Annotated in this window: 17 protein-coding genes and 2 tRNA genes; 12 read left to right on the top strand and 7 right to left on the bottom strand. The window is 74.7% G+C overall.

Annotated features, from left to right (window positions below):
* Positions 1 to 41: 41 nt before the first annotated feature.
* Positions 42 to 488, top strand: coding sequence for a DUF4442 domain-containing protein (locus tag AC2TEW_RS32560; protein WP_033818152.1), 447 nt, complete (start codon positions 42 to 44; stop codon positions 486 to 488).
* Positions 489 to 1,270: 782 nt separating this feature from the next.
* A complete protein-coding gene (locus AC2TEW_RS32555) occupies positions 1,271 to 1,975 on the top strand; it encodes a hypothetical protein (protein WP_484626876.1) in 705 nt (234 codons plus the stop codon).
* Between the two features lie 163 nt (positions 1,976 to 2,138).
* On the opposite strand, the gene AC2TEW_RS32550 is transcribed toward AC2TEW_RS32555, so the two are convergent.
* Complete coding sequence (locus tag AC2TEW_RS32550; protein ID WP_484626875.1) at positions 2,139 to 3,104, bottom strand: spermidine synthase; 966 nt, start codon at positions 3,102 to 3,104, stop codon at positions 2,139 to 2,141.
* Positions 3,105 to 3,201: 97 nt separating this feature from the next.
* Complete coding sequence (locus AC2TEW_RS32545; protein WP_484626874.1) at positions 3,202 to 3,723, bottom strand: hypothetical protein; 522 nt, start codon at positions 3,721 to 3,723, stop codon at positions 3,202 to 3,204.
* A gap of 426 nt (positions 3,724 to 4,149) precedes the next feature.
* On the opposite strand from AC2TEW_RS32545, the gene AC2TEW_RS32540 reads away from it, so the two are divergent.
* Complete coding sequence (locus tag AC2TEW_RS32540) at positions 4,150 to 5,535, top strand: NsdA family TPR-like regulatory protein (RefSeq protein WP_484626873.1); 1,386 nt, start codon at positions 4,150 to 4,152, stop codon at positions 5,533 to 5,535.
* A 76-nt stretch (positions 5,536 to 5,611) separates the two neighbouring features.
* Here the strand turns inward: AC2TEW_RS32540 and AC2TEW_RS32535 are convergent, their stop codons facing one another.
* Complete coding sequence (locus tag AC2TEW_RS32535; RefSeq protein WP_484626872.1) at positions 5,612 to 6,250, bottom strand: histidine phosphatase family protein; 639 nt, start codon at positions 6,248 to 6,250, stop codon at positions 5,612 to 5,614.
* A gap of 212 nt (positions 6,251 to 6,462) precedes the next feature.
* Here AC2TEW_RS32535 and AC2TEW_RS32530 point away from each other — a divergent pair, with 212 nt between their 5' ends.
* The 7 genes from AC2TEW_RS32530 (at position 6,463) to AC2TEW_RS32500 (ending at position 12,601) form a co-directional block, all read left to right on the top strand.
* The gene (locus AC2TEW_RS32530; RefSeq protein ID WP_484626871.1) at positions 6,463 to 7,716 is read left to right on the top strand and encodes a hypothetical protein; all 1,254 of its coding nucleotides are present in this window, start codon (positions 6,463 to 6,465) and stop codon (positions 7,714 to 7,716) included.
* Complete coding sequence (locus tag AC2TEW_RS32525; RefSeq protein ID WP_484626870.1) at positions 7,713 to 9,293, top strand: amino acid adenylation domain-containing protein; 1,581 nt, start codon at positions 7,713 to 7,715, stop codon at positions 9,291 to 9,293. The genes AC2TEW_RS32530 and AC2TEW_RS32525 overlap by 4 nt, the downstream gene beginning before the upstream one ends.
* Positions 9,290 to 10,705 (top strand): AAA family ATPase, encoded by a 1,416-nt coding sequence (locus AC2TEW_RS32520; RefSeq protein ID WP_484626869.1) that lies wholly within the window; start codon positions 9,290 to 9,292, stop codon positions 10,703 to 10,705. The genes AC2TEW_RS32525 and AC2TEW_RS32520 overlap by 4 nt, the downstream gene beginning before the upstream one ends.
* 175 nt (positions 10,706 to 10,880) lie before the next feature.
* Positions 10,881 to 11,279 (top strand): DUF8844 domain-containing protein, encoded by a 399-nt coding sequence (locus AC2TEW_RS32515; protein ID WP_233288901.1) that lies wholly within the window; start codon positions 10,881 to 10,883, stop codon positions 11,277 to 11,279.
* 24 nt (positions 11,280 to 11,303) lie between these two features.
* Entirely contained in the window at positions 11,304 to 12,044 is a 741-nt protein-coding gene (locus AC2TEW_RS32510; RefSeq protein WP_484626892.1) for a bifunctional DNA primase/polymerase, read from the top strand.
* Positions 12,045 to 12,183: 139 nt separating this feature from the next.
* Positions 12,184 to 12,257 (top strand) — tRNA-Lys (locus AC2TEW_RS32505).
* A 104-nt stretch (positions 12,258 to 12,361) separates the two neighbouring features.
* Positions 12,362 to 12,601 carry a hypothetical protein gene (locus tag AC2TEW_RS32500; protein ID WP_484626868.1) on the top strand — a complete coding sequence of 80 codons (240 nt, stop codon included), beginning with the start codon at positions 12,362 to 12,364 and terminating at the stop codon, positions 12,599 to 12,601.
* 29 nt (positions 12,602 to 12,630) lie between these two features.
* Here the strand turns inward: AC2TEW_RS32500 and pgi are convergent, their stop codons facing one another.
* A complete protein-coding gene (gene pgi / locus AC2TEW_RS32495; RefSeq protein ID WP_484626867.1) occupies positions 12,631 to 14,292 on the bottom strand; it encodes a glucose-6-phosphate isomerase in 1,662 nt (553 codons plus the stop codon).
* Between the two features lie 214 nt (positions 14,293 to 14,506).
* Positions 14,507 to 16,087 carry a Na+/H+ antiporter gene (locus tag AC2TEW_RS32490; RefSeq protein ID WP_484626866.1) on the bottom strand — a complete coding sequence of 527 codons (1,581 nt, stop codon included), beginning with the start codon at positions 16,085 to 16,087 and terminating at the stop codon, positions 14,507 to 14,509.
* 171 nt (positions 16,088 to 16,258) lie between these two features.
* Here AC2TEW_RS32490 and AC2TEW_RS32485 point away from each other — a divergent pair.
* Positions 16,259 to 16,332 (top strand) — tRNA-Lys (locus tag AC2TEW_RS32485).
* Between the two features lie 84 nt (positions 16,333 to 16,416).
* Here the strand turns inward: AC2TEW_RS32485 and AC2TEW_RS32480 are convergent.
* Both AC2TEW_RS32480 and AC2TEW_RS32475 read right to left on the bottom strand, forming a co-directional pair.
* The gene (locus AC2TEW_RS32480) at positions 16,417 to 16,794 is read right to left on the bottom strand and encodes a VOC family protein (RefSeq protein WP_033819479.1); all 378 of its coding nucleotides are present in this window, start codon (positions 16,792 to 16,794) and stop codon (positions 16,417 to 16,419) included.
* A 137-nt stretch (positions 16,795 to 16,931) separates the two neighbouring features.
* Positions 16,932 to 18,620, bottom strand: a complete 1,689-nt coding sequence (locus tag AC2TEW_RS32475; protein ID WP_484626865.1) for a chitinase — start codon at positions 18,618 to 18,620, stop codon at positions 16,932 to 16,934.
* Positions 18,621 to 18,921: 301 nt separating this feature from the next.
* Here AC2TEW_RS32475 and AC2TEW_RS32470 point away from each other — a divergent pair, with 301 nt between their 5' ends.
* Positions 18,922 to 19,257 (top strand): acyl carrier protein, encoded by a 336-nt coding sequence (locus tag AC2TEW_RS32470; RefSeq protein WP_033819471.1) that lies wholly within the window; start codon positions 18,922 to 18,924, stop codon positions 19,255 to 19,257.
* Positions 19,258 to 19,298: the final 41 nt, after the last annotated feature.

Below are 19,298 nucleotides of genomic sequence, written 5' to 3'. Positions count from 1 at the left end.
ACCCCTCCCCGATGAAGCTACCCACTAGTAACATTGCTGCCATGACCACACCTTCGATCGGGCAGCTGCTCGACTCCACCGTCCCCATGGCGCACACGCTCAAGATCGAGTACCTGGAGACGACCCCCGAGCGGGCCGTGCTCCAGCTGCCCGACCAGCCCGCCTTCCACAACCACGTCGGCGGTCCGCACGCCGGTGCGATGTTCACGCTGGCCGAGTCCGCCAGCGGCTGCATCGTGCTCGCCGCCTTCGGGGACCAGCTGTCCCGCGCCGTGCCGCTGGCCGTCAACGCCGAGATCGCGTACAAGAAGCTCGCGATGGGCGTGGTCACCGCGACGGCCACGCTGGGCCGGCCGATCGCCGATGTGGTGGCGGAGCTGGACAAGGGCGAGCGCCCGGTCTTCCCGGTCACCGTGGAGATCACCCGTGCCGACGGCGACGTCACCGGTGTGATGACCATCACGTGGACCCTGCGCCCCAACTCCTGAGCCACGTCCACACCTGACGCTCCGGGGGCCGCCGCTCGCACGACCAGGGCCTCCGGAGCGTCCACGCCGCGGCAGCTCCCTGTCCCGGACACCCGGTGCGGTCGGCAGGCGCGGAGGGCCTGGCAGGCCCGGAGGGGCCGGTACGTACAGCCGGCAGGTACAGCCGATAGGAACGGCCGTGGCCGTACCTGCCGGGTCGGACGGCGCGCGGGCGGCGGGAACCGGACCCCCGGATCGGGCCTCGGGCGGTGGGGAGCTGAGGCACCGGTGCCGGGAGTACGCCGCCTGTCCGAAGGGCTGCCAGATCGGCCGGAAATCGACCCTCACGGGCGGCGGCCGCCAGCCCGGACACCCGGGCGGGCCCAGGCCTTCCCGTCGGACCCCGGGCATCCCGGGGTCCGGCGCGGCGCCGCGGTGGCCCTCGAACACGCGCCGATGCTGACGCAGAGTCACCGCCGGGCGTGACCTTCGACCCTGTCCGCTCGTTCTCCCCTCACGTGCGAGCCAATCATGCGAAGCCCCCGCCTCCGGATGCCGACAGCAGTCCTCGCGCCACCGGAGGCGGCGGGGCGGACCTCGACATCACCGGCCGTAGCGGGCTCGGCACCGGCCCCACCGGCCGCACTGGCCGCACCGACCGCACCACGATCACCGGCCGCACCGGAATCACCGGCTCCACCGGTCCCGCCCCCGCCGGCATCGCCCGTACGGGCGGCGCGGCCGGGCGGCTGCCCGGGGCGAGAACGGGGTCCACGGCCCGGACACTGGCCGCAGGTGGCGCCGTGCTCGCCCAAGTCTGGGGGCTGGGACTCGGGTTCAGCACCGCCGCGCACGCCACGACGGACACCGGGCGCCGCGCCGCCCACGCGGACGCCCCGGCGGGCGCACTGCTCGACGGGCTGACCGATACCGTCGCACCGGTCCTGGACCGACCGGCACGGCCGGTGGAACAGGTGCTGCAGGACCGGATCCGGGCCGGTGGCCTCCCCCTGCCCGGCCAGGCCACCACCGTGCCCGACGCCTTCGCCCTCGCGACCGTGCTGCTTCCCTCCGTGCCGCCGCAGAGCCGGGGCGACGTCCCGGCCCGCGCGTCCCGTTCCCATCCGGCGGGCAGCGAGGAGGGGTCGGCGGATCCGGCTGCGCCGCTGCCCGCGGTACCGGTCGCCGGGAGCGGCCCCGGCGTTGCGGACACGGCCGGCTCCGAGGAGGACCTGGGTACCGAGGTACCGGATCCGGGCGCGGTGTCGCTCCCGGGGTCCGGCCACGCGGGGGCGTTCCCGTCGGGGCGGGCGGTCCTTGCGATCCCCCCGGCCGTCGCCCAGGGTCCGGACGGGCAGGGCCCCACCGATCAGCTGGCCCTCGCCGCCGCCCCGGGCCGGCGGGGTGGCGCGGAGAGCGGAACGGCGGTGCTGGTACCGATCGTCGCCGGGCTGCTGCTGACCGGCGCCGCCACGTACAAGCACCGGGGCCTGCCCCGCGGCCACTGAAGCGGCTCCACCGCGGACCCGCCACCACCTCACCGGCCGCCCCGGACCAGGCACCCTGAACCGGACACTTTGAACCAGGCACCCTGAACCAGGCACGCCGGACCGAGCCCCTGACCCAGGCACCCCGGCTGCCCGCATCCGCGGATGCCCGCGCGGGCGTCCGTCAGCCGAAGACGCCGGGTGGCGGGGCGGGTGACGGGGCCGCCGTGGCGTCCGTCGCCGGGGCGGCCCCGGCCGTGAAGTCGGTCAGGGCGCGGCCGTGCTCGATCCGTCCGAGGTAGGAGTCGGAGGCCACCCGTCGGCCCAGTTCGGCGAGCGGCAGCGGCTGGTGGCCGGCCAGCAGGATCAGGTTGCCGAACCGCTTGCCGCGCAGCACCGCCGGGTCGGCGACCAGGCAGACCTCGGGGAAGACCACGAGCAGGGTGGCGGCCTGGCTCCGGGCGAAGGGCAGTGTCGAACCGTCGGTGATGTTGACGGCGAACCGGCCGCCGGGCGCCAGGGCCCTGGCGGCGAGCGCGGCGAACTCCACCGTGGCGCAGTGGGCTGGCACCCGGGCGCCGGCGAAGACGTCCGCGATGACCAGGTCGGCTGAGCCCTCCGGCGTCCGTTCGAGCACCGAGCGGGCGTCCGAGCCGCGCACCTTGATCTGCCAGCCGCGTTCCAAGGGGAGCTCCGCGCGCACCAGTTCGGTGAGCGCGGTGTCGATCTCGGCGACCTGCTGGCGGGAGCGCGGGCGGGTGGCGGCGACGTAGCGGGCCAGGGTCAGGGCCCCGCCGCCCAGGTGCAGGACGGTGACGGGACGGCCGGGCGGGCCCGCCAGGTCGATCACATGGCCGAGCCTGCGCTGGTACTCGAAGCCCAGGTGGGCCGGGTCGTCGAGGTCGACGAGCGACTGGGGGGCGCCGTCCAGCAGCAGGTGCCAGGCGCGCGGGCGGTCCCGGTCGGGGCGCAGTTCGGCGTGGCCGGAGTCGACCGCGCGGACCAGCGGGCCCTGCGCGTGGGTACGGCCGCCGGGCGCACCCGGAGACGTACCGGATGTGCCGGACGTGCCGGACGAGGCGCCGGTGGTGGCGGTGGTACCGGCCTGATCGGCCCTGTTCGTAGCCTTGCCGGCCCTGCTGCGTCCCATGCGGCCATTATCTGCCGATATCCGCCGGCCACGGCCGGGGGGTGACCGCCGTCCGCCCCAGTCCGGTGCCGCAGGGGGCCGTCTGCCGCGGGCGGGGTCAGAACGGGCCGAGGCCGCCTGCGGTCAGCGTGCAGGCGGCCTCGCAGAGCGCCGAGCGCAGCACCCACGCATCGGTCGGCCTGGCCGGGGCCTCGGGTCCGGTCGGGGGGATCACCCAGCGCGGATCGGAGGGGGCCAGCACGGCGGCGCCGGCGGTACAGGAGCTGCCGGGCAGGTGCCAGCTGTCGGCGGTGCCGGCCGGGACCAGGAAGGCGATGGCCGATCCGCCCGCCGTCTGCAGCACTGCTCCGCAGGCGCGGCGGAGCCGGAGGATGTCGACGGTCTCCAGGCCGTGCCGGACCGAGACCGTCACCAGGTCGTACCGGACCGGCGGGCGGGGCGACTTGGGCGGCCGGCCCGGGGTGGCGCCCTGGCAGACCGCCGGACGGGCGGATCCCGCTCCGCCCCCGCCGAGGGCGGCCCGCTCGCCGCCCGGGGCCTCCGGCAGGAGTGCGGGGGCCACGCCGGGCAGGACCCACTGGGTGGCCAGACGTCGATGGTGGGGCACTCCGATGGCCATGAGCCCTCCTGCTGTCACCTCGTCAGGTCGGAAGCCGGGTCACTCGGTCGGGTGGGGGCGGGTGACGGGGGCTTCCACGTATCAGGACAACGCACGGAGGGCGCCCGAGGCCACGGGGTGGCGTACAGCAAGGCATGGCATTTCGTGGCGGATACCGGCGCGCCGGAGCGATATGTCCGCTATTGCCCGGAGATTGCGCGACAACCCGCAGTAACCGGTGCGTGACGGCGGGTACTGTCTTGCCGACACCGGGAGGCCACCCGAACCACCCGGCCCCACCTCCCCCCGGCCCCGCCCGGCGCGTCGGCCCCACCCGCGCGCCATCCGCACACCACCCCCGCACCACCCTCCCGGCACACCCTGAAACACCCTGGAACACCCCGGCACCCCCGGCACACCTCCCGGCGCACGACCACGGAGCGCAGCATGACAGCGACCCGACCGAACGGGCCCGCGCCCGCGGCCCCCAACACCGTCATGCGCGAGCTGCGCGGCGACCTCTCCCCCGGGGAGTTCGCCACCGCGGTGCGCCGGGCGGCGCGGGAGATCGGCGAGCACGTGTCCTGCGACGCGCGCTACGTCGGGCGGGTCGAGGCGGGTGAGATCCGCTGTCCCAACTACGCGTACGAGCGAGTGTTCCGCCACATGTGGCCGGGACGTTCCCTGGCGGACCTAGGCTTCGCCCCGCGGACCGCGGTCCGCCGCCGGACCGCCGGCGGCGGACCGGCCGCACCGCCCCCGCTCGACGACCTGCACCGGCCCGATGAGGAGAACGACGACGTGCGTCGCCGGACATTCCTGAGCGGCGGCCCGACCGCCCTCGCGGCTGCGCTCGGCCTGGACGGCCCCGCGCAGGCCGCGGCCCCGCCGCCGTTCGACCCCCGGCCGGACCTGCCGGCCCCCCGCAGGGTGGGCGCCGCGGAGGTCCGGGGGGTGGAGCAGGCCGTCCGGGAGATCCGGCTGCTCGACGACGCCGTCGGCGGCGACACCCTGTTCGAGCGGGCCGGGCAGTCGCTGCGCAACGCCTACCTGCTGCTCAACGACGGCCTCCACAGCGCGGCCACCGAACGCCGGCTCCAGGCCGGGGCCGGTGAACTGGCCATCTCGGTGGGGTGGTTGGCGCACGATTCGAACCGGTTGATGGACGCCCGTTCGTTCTACTCCGAGGCGCTGGCCACCGCCCGGATGGCGGGTGACGCGGCGCTGGAGGCCCATGTCTTCTGCAACAGCGCCTTTCTGGCCCGGGACGCCGGCCGGCCGCGGGAGGCGCTGCGCGCGGCCCAGGCCGGACAGGCCGCCGCCCGGCGGCTGGGCTCCGCGCGCCTGCTCTCGCTGCTCTCCCTGCGGGAGGCCGGCGGCTGGGCCCTGCTGCAGGACCGGGCCGCCTGCGAGCAGGCTCTGTCCAGGGCGTACGCGCTGTTCGACCGCGGCGGGTCGGGCGCCGACCCGGAGTGGATGTCGTTCTTCGGCGAGGCCGAACTGGCCGGTCTGGAGGCCCAGTGCCGGGCGGCGCTCGGCGAGTGGGACCTGGCGAGCGAGCGGGCCCGGCAGGCGATAGCGCTCCAGCAGCCGCACTTCGTCCGCAACCGGGCGCTCTACACCGCCGAGCTGGCCCACGACCGGCTCGGGCGCGGCGACCTGCTGGGCGCCGCCGAGCACGCCGGCGCGGCGACCGGACTGCTGGCGCAGGTCCGCTCGGCCCGGATCCGGGGGATGCTCGCGCACACGGCCGGGCGGCTGCTGGAGCACCGGCGGGTACCGGAGGTGCAGCGGTTCCTGGAGTCCTACCGGACCGCCGTCGCGGCGGCCTGAGCAGCCGCGCCGAGGTGGCCGGTCCTCCCCGGGTACCCGGGACCGGCCCCGGGGAGGACCGGCCGTCCGGGGCAGGTCAGTCGAGGTGGCTGTGGTCGTTCCAGATCTCCACCGCGGGCAGGCCGTACTCCCAGGACAGCACCGACAGCGAGGCCGTGCCGAGCTTGAAGCGCTGGGCGTACTCCGGCGGCAGGCCGAGCCAGCGGGCGGTGAGGATCCGCAGCAGGTGGCCGTGGGCGAACAGCACCACCTCGCAGTCGGCGGCGTGCATGGTGGTGGTGTCCGGATGCGGGAGCCCGTGGCGGGAGTTGAGGTCCTCGATCAGGCTGTCGACCCGGGCGGCCACCTCGGAGAGCTTCTCGCCGCCGGGCACGCCGTCGCGCCAGATCAGCCAGCCGGGGTGGTCGGTGGCGCGGATGTCCTGGCCGGTACGGCCCTCGTACTGGCCGTAGTCCCATTCGAGCAGTTCGGGCCGGTCGATGGCGCGGTCGCCGAAGCCGGCCAGCTCGCAGGTCTCCCGGGCCCGGGACAGCGGGCTGGTGTAGACGACGGCCTCGGGCAGGCTGTTCCACGGCGCCTTGGCCAGCCGGGCACCGAGGGCGCGGGCCATCGCGCGGCCCTCCTCGGTGAGCGGGACGTCGGTGCGGCCGGTGTGCTGGCCGGTGGCCGACCACGCGGTCTCACCATGACGGACGAGCACGATTCGGGCTGGCATGCGGTTTCTCCTCGCGGCTTGGTACGCGGCGGCCTGGCTCGCCGTTGAGGGCCCCCTCCTCATGATCTCGCACCGGTCGGCTACCGGCGGGTAGCGGGAGTCCCGAGAACGGAACGCCGCCGCGGACCGCCGGGTTCCGGACCGGCCCGGCGGCCGCCCCCGCGGGGGGAGCGTCCGGATTGTCGGTGCCGGGTGCGACACTGGGCCGCACCATGAACGTCTCGCACCCTGCGCAGGCCGACCCCCTGGCGCGACGGCTCGCCGAACTGCGCGGACCGACGCCCCAGCGCAGCCTCGACGCCCGCGCCCTCGCCGCCCTGGCCGCCAACCCCGGCTGTCGCCGCCGGGCCGTGCTCGACGCCGCCGGTGTCGACAAGGCCGCCGTCGCCCAGCAGCTGGGCCGCCCCGCACCGTTCGGCCAGTCCCCCTTCGCCATCGCCCGCGGCAACGTGTTCGAGGCCAGGCTCAAGGACGACGGCTACGCGGCGCTGCTCGGCCCGCTGCGCCGTCTGCTCGGCCTGCCGCCCGAGGGCGGCACCCCGCCGACCGTGCCCGACCTGCTGCCCCGGGCCACCCCGGCGGTGCGGGCCGAGCGCACCCGGGAGGTGCTCGCCGCCGCGGCCGCCGACCTCGACGGCTGGACCCTGCTGGACCATCCCATGCTGCGGCTCACCGTGGCCGGCAGCCTCGCCTACCTGGAACCGGACGCGGTGGTGGTGCACGGCGGGCGGTGCACCGTGGTGGAGATCAAGTCCTTCCCGGTGCTGGACGGTGTCGCCGACCCGGCCAAGGTCGGCGCGGCCGCCCGGCAGGCCGCGGTCTACGTGCTGGCGCTCCAGGAGACGGCCGCGCTGCTGGCCGGCCGCAGCGCCGCCGCCGGGCCGTACCAGGTGGACGAGTTCCCCGGCAGCCCGGCGCTGACCGTGCTGCTGGTCTGCCCGCAGGACTTCAGCAACCGGCCGACCGCCGCGGCCGTCGACGTCCGGCGCGAACTGGCGACCACCCGGCGCCAGCTGGCCCGGCTGACCAGGATCGACCAGCTGCTCGGCGCACTGCCCGCCGGGACCACCTTCGACCTGGCCCCGGACAGCACCGGCGCCCCCGCCCGCCCCGCCGAGGAGCTGGCCGCCGCGGTCGCCGCGGTGCCCGCCTCCTACAGCCCGGACTGCCTGTCCGCCTGCGAACTCGGCTTCCACTGCCGGGCGCAGGCCCGGTGCGCGGACGCGGTGGAGCAGCTCGGGCGGGGGGTGCGCGGCGAGCTGGGTTCGATCCGGACGGTCGCCGGGGCGCTGGCCGCGGCCGAGGGCACCGGCTCCCCCGGCGCCGCCCCGGTCCCGGCTCCCGTACCGGCCGGCCCCGGGCCGGACGACGACGCGGACCCCGGCAGCGACGCCGACGAGGCCGCCGCCCGGCTGGCGTACGCGGCGGCGCTGCGGGCCGAGGCGCTGGGGAGGCCGGTCCGGTGAGCCTGCTCAGCACCCTCGCCCGGCTGGAGGCGGTCCGCAGCGGCCGGGCCGAGCCACTGGCCACCGTCCGGCACCGGCACCTGTCGGAGCGCCCGATGGTGGTCGTACCGCTGGCGGCGGCCGGCGAGGAGGGCGCGCCGCTGGCCGTGCTGCTGGGCACCGACCGGCTGGCGCCGCGCCTGTTCGTGGTGCCGCAGCCGCTCAACCGCACCCAGCGCTTCGACTTCCTGGCCGCCTTCGCGGGCGAACTGCTGCCCTACCTCGAGTCGTTCGCCGACGAGGTGGAGCAGATCGAGGGGTCCGAGAAGGATCCGGAGTCCGGCGAGAAGGTCCCCGTCGTCCGCGAGCTGTGTGCGGACGCCCCGCAGCTGATCGTCCCCAACCCGGGCGCGGTGCGGCACCTGGCGCTGCTCGGCCGGTCGACCCGGTTCCGGCGCACGGCCGAGGACGCGGACCCGGGACCGTACCCGGCGCCCCCTCAGGTCCCGCTGCTGGGCCGGTGGCTGACGCACCTGGCCGAGCGCGCCCAGGTGCCGGGCAGCAGCATGCTGCTGCCGATGACGGGGCTGCTGGCCCGGCACTGGGCCACCGGCCAGAGCCACCTGGAGGACCAGCACCTGGCCGCCCAGCTGGCCTGGCACCACCCGCCCGACGGGCTGACCGGCGCCGAGGCGGCGGAGCGCGCCGAGACCGGGCGCGACGGTGACGGCCGACTGCTGCACCCGCCGGCCGGCCCGCTCACCGACCCCCGCTTCGACTCCCAGGTGCTGGCACCCGCGATCACCCGCCACGACGCGGCGCTCGAGGCGCTCCGGCGGGCCGGTCCGGCCGACGGTGACCGGGCCGCCCTGCACGTCAAGCAGGCCCTGGAGCGGCTGCACGAGGCGCTGGAGGCCGAGCTGCTGCCCACCTGGCGGGACCTGTGGCAGGGCCTGGACCTGCTGCGCGGCCTGCCGCCCGCCGCTCATCTGCCCGAGCGCTGGGAGGGCGACCGCTGGTCGTACACCGGCCACCGCGACCGGGTGGCCGCCGGTGAGCCGCCCCAGCCGCGCCGGGACGACGCGGTGACCGCCGCCCGCAAGCTGGCCCAGCGCGAACGGGAGCAGGCCCGGCTGGACATCCAGGAGGCGCTGGACGATCCGCTGGCGATGGCCGGGCACCGGCTGGCCGGCGAGGCGTTCAGCGGCACCGTGACGGAGGTGGTCCCGGAGTACGACACCTCGGGCCGCTCCCCCAAGCCCCGGCCGCTGGTGACGCTCGCCACCCCGGACCGTCCGCACGCCGATCCGGGCCGCGAGGTGCACCGGGCCGGCGGCCCGGTGGCCGCGCAGCGGGCGGAGATCGTCGCGGCGGCGCCGGGCGAGGTGACGGTGCGGCTGGTGTCCGGGATGGGCCGCAGGAAGGAGCCGGAGCCGGGTACCGTGCCGGAGGTCGGCGAACGGGTGGTGTTCACCCTGTTCGAGCTGACCGCCCGTCAGTCCGCCCCGCTGCCCGAGCCGGACGACACCCCGTGGACGCACGGCGGCCCGCCCGGCGCCGGGCAGAGTTCACCCATCGGCTCCGAAGAGTGGGAATGACCACCGCCATGACCGTCCATCAGCCCCCGGTCCTGTTCGGCGTCCCCGGCCCCGGCGCCGGGCCCGACGGGCCCGTCCCGCCCGGTGCGGCCGCCGACGCCGCCGTCGCGGCGATCCTCGCCGAGACCGTGCACCCGGTGCCCGGCGCGCCGCGCGGCGTGGTGGTGGACTCCCCGCCGGGGGCGGGCAAGTCCACCCTGGTGGTGCGGGCCGCCCGGGAGCTGGTCGCCGCGGGTGAGCGGCTGATGATCGTGGCGCAGACCAACAGCCAGGTGGACGACCTGGTGGACCGGCTCGCCGAGAAGGGCCCGGACCTCACCATCGGCCGGCTGCACGCCGCCGACTCCCGGCCCGCCCCGGAGGCGCTGCGGCACGGCAACGTCACCGCCTCCGCCAAGGCCGGCGACCTGCTGGAGCTGGACGTGGTGATCTCCACCGCCGCGAAGTGGCAGTGGGTGAAGGACGCCGACCCGTGGCGGCACGCGATCGTCGACGAGGCGTACCAGATGCGCTCGGACGCGCTGCTCGCGGTGGCCCGGCTGTTCGAGCGGGCGCTGTTCGTCGGCGATCCGGGCCAGCTGGACCCGTTCACGGTGGTCGGCACCGAGCAGTGGGCCGGGCTGTCGTACGACCCGTCCGGCAGCGCGGTGGTGACCCTGCTCGCGCACAACCCGGCGATCCGGCCGCACCGGCTGCCGGTGTCCTGGCGGCTGCCGGCGACGGCGGCGCCGCTGATCTCCTCGGCGTTCTACCCCTACACGCCGTTCCGGTCGGGCACCGGCCCGGGCGAGCGGCGGCTGACGGCCGGGGTGCGGGCGGACGGCTCCGCGGTGGACGCCGCGATCGACGAGGCGGCCGAGCACGGCTGGGCGCTGCTGGAGCTGCCCGCCCGGCACACCGTACGGACCGACCCGCAGGCGGTGGCGGCGGTCGCGGCGACCGTCCGGCGGCTGCTGGACCGGGGGCTGTCGGCGCACTCCGAACAGGGTTCGACGCCGCTCACGGCGGGCCGGATCGCGGTCGGCACCGCGCACCGCGACCAGGCGGCGGCGGTCCGGGCGGCGCTGGCCGGGCTCGGGGTGCCGGTGGATCCGGCGGCCGGGCCCGCGGTGACGGTGGACACCGCCAACCGGCTGCAGGGCCGCGAGTACGACGTGACGGTGGTGCTGCACCCGCTGTCCGGGCGGCCGGACGCCACCGCGTTCCACCTGGAGACCGGGCGGCTGTGCGTGCTGGCCTCCCGCCACCGGCACGCCTGCATCGTGGTGGCCCGGGCCGGGATCGCGGAGCTGCTGGACGAGCACCCGTCCACCGAGCCGGTCCAGCTGGGGGTGGCGGTGAAGTTCCCCGACGGCTGGGAGGCCAACCACGCGGTGCTGGCGCACCTGGCGGAGCACCGGGTCCGGCTCTGAGGGGAGAGCGGGCGGCGGCGCCCCGGGGCGTGCGGCGGGGTCCGCGCCACCCGAAACGGGGAATAGCAACCGCACGCGCACCGTTCCGCTACCGGTGGCCGCGGAGTGACAATGGACGGCGGCCCGGTCCCGACCGGCCGGCCCCCGGGTCGGCCGACCATCTGGAGGAGCGTTCATGCCCGATCCCCGTACACCGGCGTCCGACCGCAGCGGCGTGCCCGCACCGGCCGCCCAGGATCAGGGCGGCACCGCACCCCGCCGGCTGCGTCCGGCCCAGCTGATCTTCGAACCGCAGGCCGCCGAACCCGAGGCGGAGCGTTTCTTCGACCTGGAGTCGATCGACGACCCGACCGAACTCCTGCGCCGCTCGACCGAGTTGACCGTGGCCTTCCGGGCCGCCGCCGAGCGGGCCACCGACTTCCAGGCGCTCGCCGCGGCCCAGCTGGCGGATCCGCGGCGCTTCGACGCCCTGACGCCGGCCGAGATCGGCGCCCGCGCCGACTGGACGCCGGACTACGCGGCCCGGATGGTCGAGTACGGCCGCGGGCTGCAGCGCCGCGGCGAGCAGCTCTGAACCCACCCCCGCACCACCCCTGACCTGCGGGAGAATCGATTCCGCGCGGGGGCCGCGGCCGTCCGTCGACCAGTTCGAATCGCCACTGGCATATGCGGCCGGGAAGGGTACGCCGTCACCCCCCGATTTGTCCGCCGAACGTCACTTCCCGCGCGCGCGGGTCGCCGCGCGGGCCAGGCTGCTGCCGTGGACATCTGGACGTATCAATCCGTGGAGTACGTCACCGTCGCCGGGGAGACCTGGCTGGCCTCGGCGAGCGAGTACCCGCGCAGCATGCGCGCCCTGTGGGAGTCGCGCCCGTGGGCGCCGGCGGTGCTGCCCTGCGGCAGGGTCTTCGACGTGATCAGCATGCCGGCGCTGTTCGGCCGCCGGGTGCTCGACGAGCTGTGGGCCTCCGGGCCCGGTTGCGGCCCGGTGGCCTCCTTCCGCGGGCGCACCCTGCTCTTCGTGCAGCCGGGCGCGGCGGCCCGGCTGCGCTCGCTGCTGGCCTGGGAGGAGTGGGCCCGGGACGTGCCGCCGCTGCTCTGCCACGGGCAGGGGGACGCGGTCACGGTGCCGCCGGTGCAGCGGATGCTGAACGCGCCGGACTCCCCCGGGCAGGGCCCCGGGCGGTGGATCGTCGCGCCGGACACCCAGGACCCGTGGCTGCCCGGTGCGGCCGTGGTGCTCTGGGCCTGCGTACGGGCCGCCCGGGCCGCCCACGGCCCGGGTTCCGGCGCCGGGATGCCGCCCGTCGAGCTCCCGGCGCCCACCCCGCTGCGCTGAGGGCGGCGGAGGCTGCGGCCGGGGTGACGGGCGGCGGGGTGACGGGCGGCGCAACGCCCGTTGAACCCCGGGTGCCCGGGCGGCCGTATTCGATTTTGGTTCCGCGCCCGGCCGCTGCTAAAGTCTTCCACGTCAGCAGGCGCCGCTAGCTCAGTTGGTTAGAGCAGCTGACTCTTAATCAGCGGGTCCGGGGTTCGAGTCCCTGGCGGCGCACCGACGGTCGAAGGCCCCCTTACGAGAGCAAGGGGGCCTTCGGCGTTCCCGGGCACCGGAATTCGGCGGCGCCACCGGCCGGTCCGCTGCTAACCTCCGCGGCCATGACAGCCGATGATCACCGGGCCGGGTGGGAGCAGTGGCTCCGCGCCGAGCTGGCCGCCCCGGAGGCGGCCGCCCTGCGGGCGCACCGCGCCGCCCGGCGCCGGTGGCGCCTGGCGGCCGGGGCGGCGGTACTGGCGGTGGTGGTCCTGGTCGCCGTGGCGCTCTCGCTGCCCGGCCCGGCCCGCGCCCCGCGGCCGGTGCCGACCGCCTGCCCGCCGTGCCGACCCGCCGGGCACTGAGCCCGGCGGGGCGGCGGGCGGCGCGGAGGTCAGCGGCCGCGCAGCTCGCGGTAGCGGTCCACCAGCGCGGTGGTGGAGCTGTCCAGCGCGTCCGCGCCCGCACCGGTGAGCAGCACCGGCTCGATCCGCTTGGCCAGCACCTTGCCGAGCTCGACGCCCCACTGGTCGAAGGAGTCGATGTTCCAGACCGCGCCCTGGACGAACACCTTGTGCTCGTAGAGCGCGACCAGCTGGCCGAGCACCGAGGGGGTGAGGCCGGTGGCCAGCACGGTGGTGGTCGGGTGGTTGCCGCGGAAGGTCTTGTGCGGCACCAGCTCGGCGGGCACCCCTTCGGCGGCGACCTCCTCGGGGGTCTTGCCGAAGGCGAGCGCCTGGGTCTGGGCGAAGAAGTTGGCCATCAGCAGGTCGTGCTGGGCGACCAGGCCGGGCAGCAGGCCGGGGACGGGCGCGGCGAAGCCGATGAAGTCGGCGGGGATCAGCTTGGTGCCCTGGTGCAGCAGCTGGTAGTAGGCGTGCTGGCCGTTGGTGCCGGGGGTGCCCCAGACCACCGGGCCGGTCTGCCAGCCGACCGGGTTGCCGTCGCGGTCGACGGACTTGCCGTTGGACTCCATGTCCAGCTGCTGGAGGTAGGCGGTGAACTTGGACAGGTAGTGCGAGTACGGCAGCACGGCGTGCGACTGGGCGTCGAAGAAGGCGCCGTACCAGACCCCGAGCAGGCCCATCAGCAGCGGGACGTTCTGCTCCGGCGGGGCGGTGCGGAAGTGCTCGTCGACCAGGTGGAAGCCGTCCAGCATCTGCCGGAAGTTGTCCGGGCCGATCGCGACCATCAGCGAGAGGCCGATCGCCGAGTCGTAGGAGTAGCGGCCGCCGACCCAGTCCCAGAACTCGAACATGTTGGCCGGGTCGATGCCGAAGTCGGCGACGCCCTGGGCGTTGGTGGACAGTGCGACGAAGTGCTTCGCCACCGCCTCCTGGCCGGCGCCGAGTTCGGCGAGCAGCCAGTTCCGGGCGGAGACGGCGTTGGTGATGGTCTCGATGGTGGTGAAGGTCTTCGAGGCCACGATGAACAGGGTCTCGGCCGCGTCCAGGCCGTGCAGCGCCTCGTGCAGGTCGGCGCCGTCCACGTTGGAGACGAAGTGCAGGTCCAGGCCGCGGTCGGTGTAGGCGCGCAGCGCCTCGTAGGCCATCGCCGGGCCCAGGTCGGAGCCGCCGATTCCGATGTTGACGACGTGCCGGATCCGGCGGCCGGTGTGGCCGGTCCACTCGCCGCTGCGGACCCGGTCGGCGAAGGCGGCCATCTTGTCGAGGACGGCGTGCACGGCGGGCACCACGTTCTCGCCGTCCACCTCGATGACGGCCCCGCGGGGGGCGCGCAGCGCGGTGTGCAGGACGGCGCGGTGCTCGGTGATGTTGATCTTCTCGCCGCGGAACATGGCGTCCCTCAGCTCCGCCACCCCGGTGGCCGCGGCCAGCTCGCGCAGCAGCGCCAGCGTGCGGTCGGTGACCAGGTGCTTGGAGTAGTCGACCTGGAGGTCGCCGACGCTCAGGGTGTAGCGGCGGCCCCGGTCCGGGTCGGCGGCGAACAGCTCGCGCAGGTGCTGCTCACCGAGCTCCGCCCGGTGCTTCCCCAGCGCGGCCCACTGCGGTGTGCGGTCCAACGGGGTACGGCCGGTGGCGGGGTTCTCCGACATCGGTTTGCTCCTCGAGTCATCCGGTTTGCGGTTACCGGCAGGGCCCAGCGGAGGGTTGCGCGAGGTCCGGCGGTACAGCGGTGCGTGCGCCGACTCCGTTGACGGCCTTGCCCACGGCCAGCCTAAGGCCAGCCCGGCCCGCGGCCGCCACGGCCACGCGACGGCGGCTCACCGGGTGTCATCCGGGCCCGGCCGCAACGCCGGTCACCCGCCGTCACTTGCGGTGCGAGCGCAGGTCGAGCTGGCGCAGCACCTGGTCGGCGACCTCGGGGTCGGCGCCGGGTTCGCCGCGGGCGGCGAGCACCTCGCGGCGGGAGGCGGCGATCATCTCCTGTTCGATGCCGTAGGCCTTGCGCCACAGCGAGATCCGGCGCTTGGCCTCGGCCGCCTCGCCGTCCTCGTACCGCTCGGGGTAGAGCCGGGTCAGCCGGTCGTGCTGGCGCTCGCGCAGCCGTTCGACCAGTTCGGAGGGCAGCTGTTCCTCGTCCTCCAGTTCGTTGAGCCGCCGCAGCCCGGCCTTGGAGGCGCGCCACCACAGCTGTTTGGCGGCCTGTTCGTGGGCGTCGCCGTCGGTGTCCAGGCCGATCCGCCGGACCAGCCAGGGCAGGGTCAGGCCCTGGACGAGCAGGGTGAAGAAGACCACGCTGAACGCCACGAAGATCAGTTCGCTGCGGCCCGGGAAGGCGGTGTGGTCGTGCAGGGTGAGCGGGACGGCCAGGGCGAGGGCGACGGTGGCCACGCCCCGCATCCCGGACCACCACAGCACCACGGTCTCCCGCCAGCTGAGCGGGGTGTCCTCGTCGCTGCGGCTGACCCGCCGGGACAGCCAGGCGGCCGGCAGCAGCCAGACCAGCCGGACCAGCACCACGGTGGCGATCACCGCGGCGGCGTCCCCGAGCATGCCCCGCCAGCTGTTCCTGACGTCGGCGAGCACGGTGGACAGCTCCAGGCCGATCAGGCCGAACGCGACGCCGGTGATCAGGGTCTCGACGATCTCCCAGAAGGCGTTCCCGACCAGCCGGTAGGCGACGTCGTCGGCGTCCGCGGCCCGGTCGGCGAGGTACAGGGCGCAGACCACCACGGCCAGCACACCGGAGCCGTGTCCCTCCTCGGCCAGGGTGTAGGCGGCGAACGGGACCAGCAGGTTGAGCGCGACCTGGAGGGTGGGGTCGTCCAGCAGCCCGGCGAGCTTGGCGTTGAGCCAGCCGAGGGCGATGCCGATCAGTACGGCGACCACCGCGGACAGCACGAAGCGGGCCAGCGCATGCGGCACCGAGAGGTCGTGGCTGACCACGGCGTCGATGGCCAGCGAGTAGATCACGATCGCGGTGACGTCGTTGAACAGGCCCTCGCTCTCCAGGATGGCGACCAGCCGGCGGGGCAGTCCGACCGCGTTGGCCACCGCGACGGCGGCGACCGGGTCGGGGGGCGAGACCAGGGCCCCGAGGGCCACCGCGACGGCCAGCGGCACCGCGGGGACCAGCCAGTGGTACACCCCGGCGACGGCCGTGGTGGTGACCACCACCAGGGCGACCGCCAGCAGCAGGATGGAGCGCAGGTTGGTGCGGAAGTAGTGCACTGAGGAGCGCCGGGCGACCGCGAAGATCAGGGGTGGCAGCACCAGCGGCAGGATCAGCTCCGGTTCGACCTTCACGTCGGGGATCTGCGGGACCAGGGCCATCACGATGCCCAGCAGTGTCATCAGCACGGGCTGCGGGATCCCGGAGCGCCGGGCGACCGGGACAGTCACCACCGCGGCGAGCAGCACCAGGAAGAGCAGCGACAGCTGGGCCACCGGGGTGCTCCCTCTCCTCGGCTCGGCCCGGGACCGGCTCCGGGCGCTCCGATCAGAATAAAAGCGGCAAAGCGCACCCATCCCGCGGCTCGCCGGTCCGGGGCGGTCCGGCGGCCCGGAACCGATTGGGAGTTTCGGCCGCTGACCAGGTAATGTTCTCTCCGTCAGCAGGCGCCGCTAGCTCAGTTGGTTAGAGCAGCTGACTCTTAATCAGCGGGTCCGGGGTTCGAGTCCCTGGCGGCGCACCGACGGTCGAAGGCCCCCTTGCGAGAGCAAGGGGGCCTTCGGCGTTCCCGGGGCGCGTCCGAGGCACGTCCGGGTCGCGGCCGTCAGTCCGGCACCTGGTTCACGCAGAGGATGTTGCCCTCGCTGTCCTTGAACCAGGCCGCCCGCATCCCGTCGGCCTCGGCGACCCCGTCGACCGTCTTCAGGCCCGGCAGGTCGTACTCCTCGAAGACGATCCCGCGGCCGCGCAGGTCCGTCATCTCGGCGTCCAGATCGGCCACCTTCCAGCTGGCCAGGGTGTGGGCCGCCTGGCCCCCGCTCGGGGTGCGGTAGACGGCGAGCTGTGTACCGCCGCACTCGAATGCGATGTCCTCCGTACCCTCCCGGGCGACCTTGAGACCCAGCGTGTCGCGGTAGAACCGCTTCGCCCGGTCGAGGTCCCCGGCAGGGATGACCGCCACCAGCGGTGCGTCCGCCAACATGGTCACCACCTCCTGTCTCCAGGCTAGGCCCGCGGTGACGGGGGCCGCACGCGCGCGGCGGGCCGGGACGGCGCCGCCGGCCTCCGGCACCCCTCGCAGGGGCCGGAGGTCGGCGGCGTCCGCCGTGCGGCGGGTGGTCAGCCGAAGTAGCTGTCGAAGTTCCGGGAGAACTCCTTGCCGCCGAACTGGTCCCAGTTGACCGACCAGGTCATCAGGCCGCGCAGGTTGGGCTGGGCGCCGCTGCGGGGGACGTAGCTGCCGCAGTTGGCCGCCTTGGTCAGGCAGTCCAGCGCCTTGTCGACCTCGGCCGGGGCGAGGTAGCCGTTGCCCGCGTTGACGGTGGCCGGCATGCCGATCGCCACCTGGGAGGGGGCGAGTGCGGGGAACATGTTGGCGGTGTTGCCCGCCACCGGGAAGCCCTTGAGCAGCATGTCGGTCATCGCGACGTGGAAGTCGGCGCCGCCCATGGAGTGGTACTGGTTGTCCAGGCCCATGATCGAGCCGGAGTTGTAGTCCTGGACATGCAGCAGGGTGAGGTCGCCCCGCATCGCGTAGATCACCGGCAGGTACGCGCCGGCCCGCGGGTCCTGGCCGCCCCACGGTCCCGAGCCGTAGTACTGGTAGCCGAGCTGGACGAAGAAGGTCTCCGGGGCCATGGTCAGCACGAAGTCGGGGCCGTACTTGGCCTTCAGGGTCTTCAGCGCCGAGATCAGGTTGACGATCACCGGGGAGGTCGGGTTCTTGAAGTCGGTGTCGCCGGTGTTCAGTGACAGCGAGTGGCCCTCGAAGTCGATGTCGAGGCCGTTCAGTCCCCAGCGGTCGATGATCGCGGAGACCGAGGAGACGAAGGCGTCCCGGGCGGCCGTGGTGGTCAGCTGGACCTGGCCGTTCTGGCCGCCGATCGAGATCAGCACCTTCTTGCCCTGCGCCTGCTTGGCGGCGATGGCCGCCTTGAAGTCGGCGTCCGACTCCACCGAGGGGCACTCGCTGACCGGGCACCGGTTGAACCGGATGTCACCGGAGGTGACGGAGGTCGGCTCGCCGAAGGACAGGTCGATCACGTCCCAGGAGGCCGGCACGTCGGCCATCCTGGTGTAGCCGGCGCCGTTGGCGAAGCTGGCGTGCAGGTAGCCGACCAGGGCGTGGGTGGGCAGCCCGCCGCCGGGCGGCGGTGTGGTGGGCGGCTGGCTGGTCGGCGGCTGGGACGTCGGGGGCTGGGACGTCGGGGGCTGCGAGGTGGGCGGCTGGGACGTGGGCGGCTGGGACGTGGGCGGCTGGGTGGTCGGCGGGTTGGTGGGAGCCCCCGGGCCGTCCAGTGAGACGTCGTCGGCGTAGTACGTGCCCTGGCCGTACCAGCCGTGGGTGAAGACGGTGGCGCTGGTCTGCCCGGCCGCGGTGGTGAAGGAGACCGTGAGCTTCTGGTAGGCCCCGCCGGTGCCCGGGGTCCAGGTGGAGGCGCCGCCGTTGACGCCCAGGTAGACGTAGGCGCCGTTGACGTAGGCGCTGAGCGTGTACGTGGTGCTCGGCTGCACCGTGACGGTCTGGGTGCACTGGGCGTTGTCGCTCGCCGAGGCGGCCCCGGCCAGGGCGTGGGTGCCGCCGTGGGCCTGGCCGGTGACCACGCTGCCGGTGGCGCCGCTGCAGCTCCAGGGACCGAGCGCGCCGGTCTCGAAGCCGCCGTTGACCAGGAACTCGCCGGCGCTGGCCGAGGGGGCCAGGCCGAAGCTGAGCGCGACCGCGCCGGCCGCGGCGACGGCCCAGGCGGTACCGGCCGCCAGCGTGCGGCGGCCGCCGCGGCGCAGAGCTGTTCTTCGGGGAGTACGCATGTGGGGGATGCTCCTGCCTCAGGACATGGGGGTGCCCAAATGCCTTGTGGGGGAAGGCCGGACGCGCGACGGCGCGCCACCGATTTGGACTAGACCACTGAAGCGAATCCGGCAGTCCCTGTCAATGGATCCCGGACCGGCCGCGGCCACCGCCGCCCGCCCGAGTCAGTCGCTGGTCAGGGCGTGGTCAGCCGCCCGTGTTCGCATGTTGCCCACGTGGGGCCGGCAGGGACGACGGCCCAGAACCGACGGAGGCGGTCGCTTTGCCGAACTTCTCCCCGCGCGGAAACGGGTGCACGCGATGAGTGAATCCATAGCGACGATCGAACTGCTCCGGTCGCTGCCCCGGTCCGAGCGCCGGGAGGCCCTGGAATCCCTCGTGGTGACGGAATTCAAGGCCAGCCTGCTGATGGACGAGGACGAATACCTGCCCACCGACGAGAGCTGGTTCCAGCTGGGCTTCACCTCGCTGCGCATCGTCGAGGTGAAGACCCGGCTGGAGGCGCAGCTGGGCATCGCGGTCAGCACCACCACCCTGTTCAACAGCCCGACGATCGACCAGCTGCTGGACCACCTGACGGGCGATCTGCTCGGCGACCTGTTCGACGAGCTGCCGGCCGGGTCCGGCTCCCTGTAGACGGGCGCGCCCGGCACCTCAGCGACCTGCCGCAGCACGGC

The sequence above is a fragment of the Kitasatospora sp. NEAU-CNBT7 genome (assembly GCF_057220535.1).
Note: the sequence above shows the minus strand (reverse complement) of the source record. Positions and strands in the feature narration are given on the sequence as shown.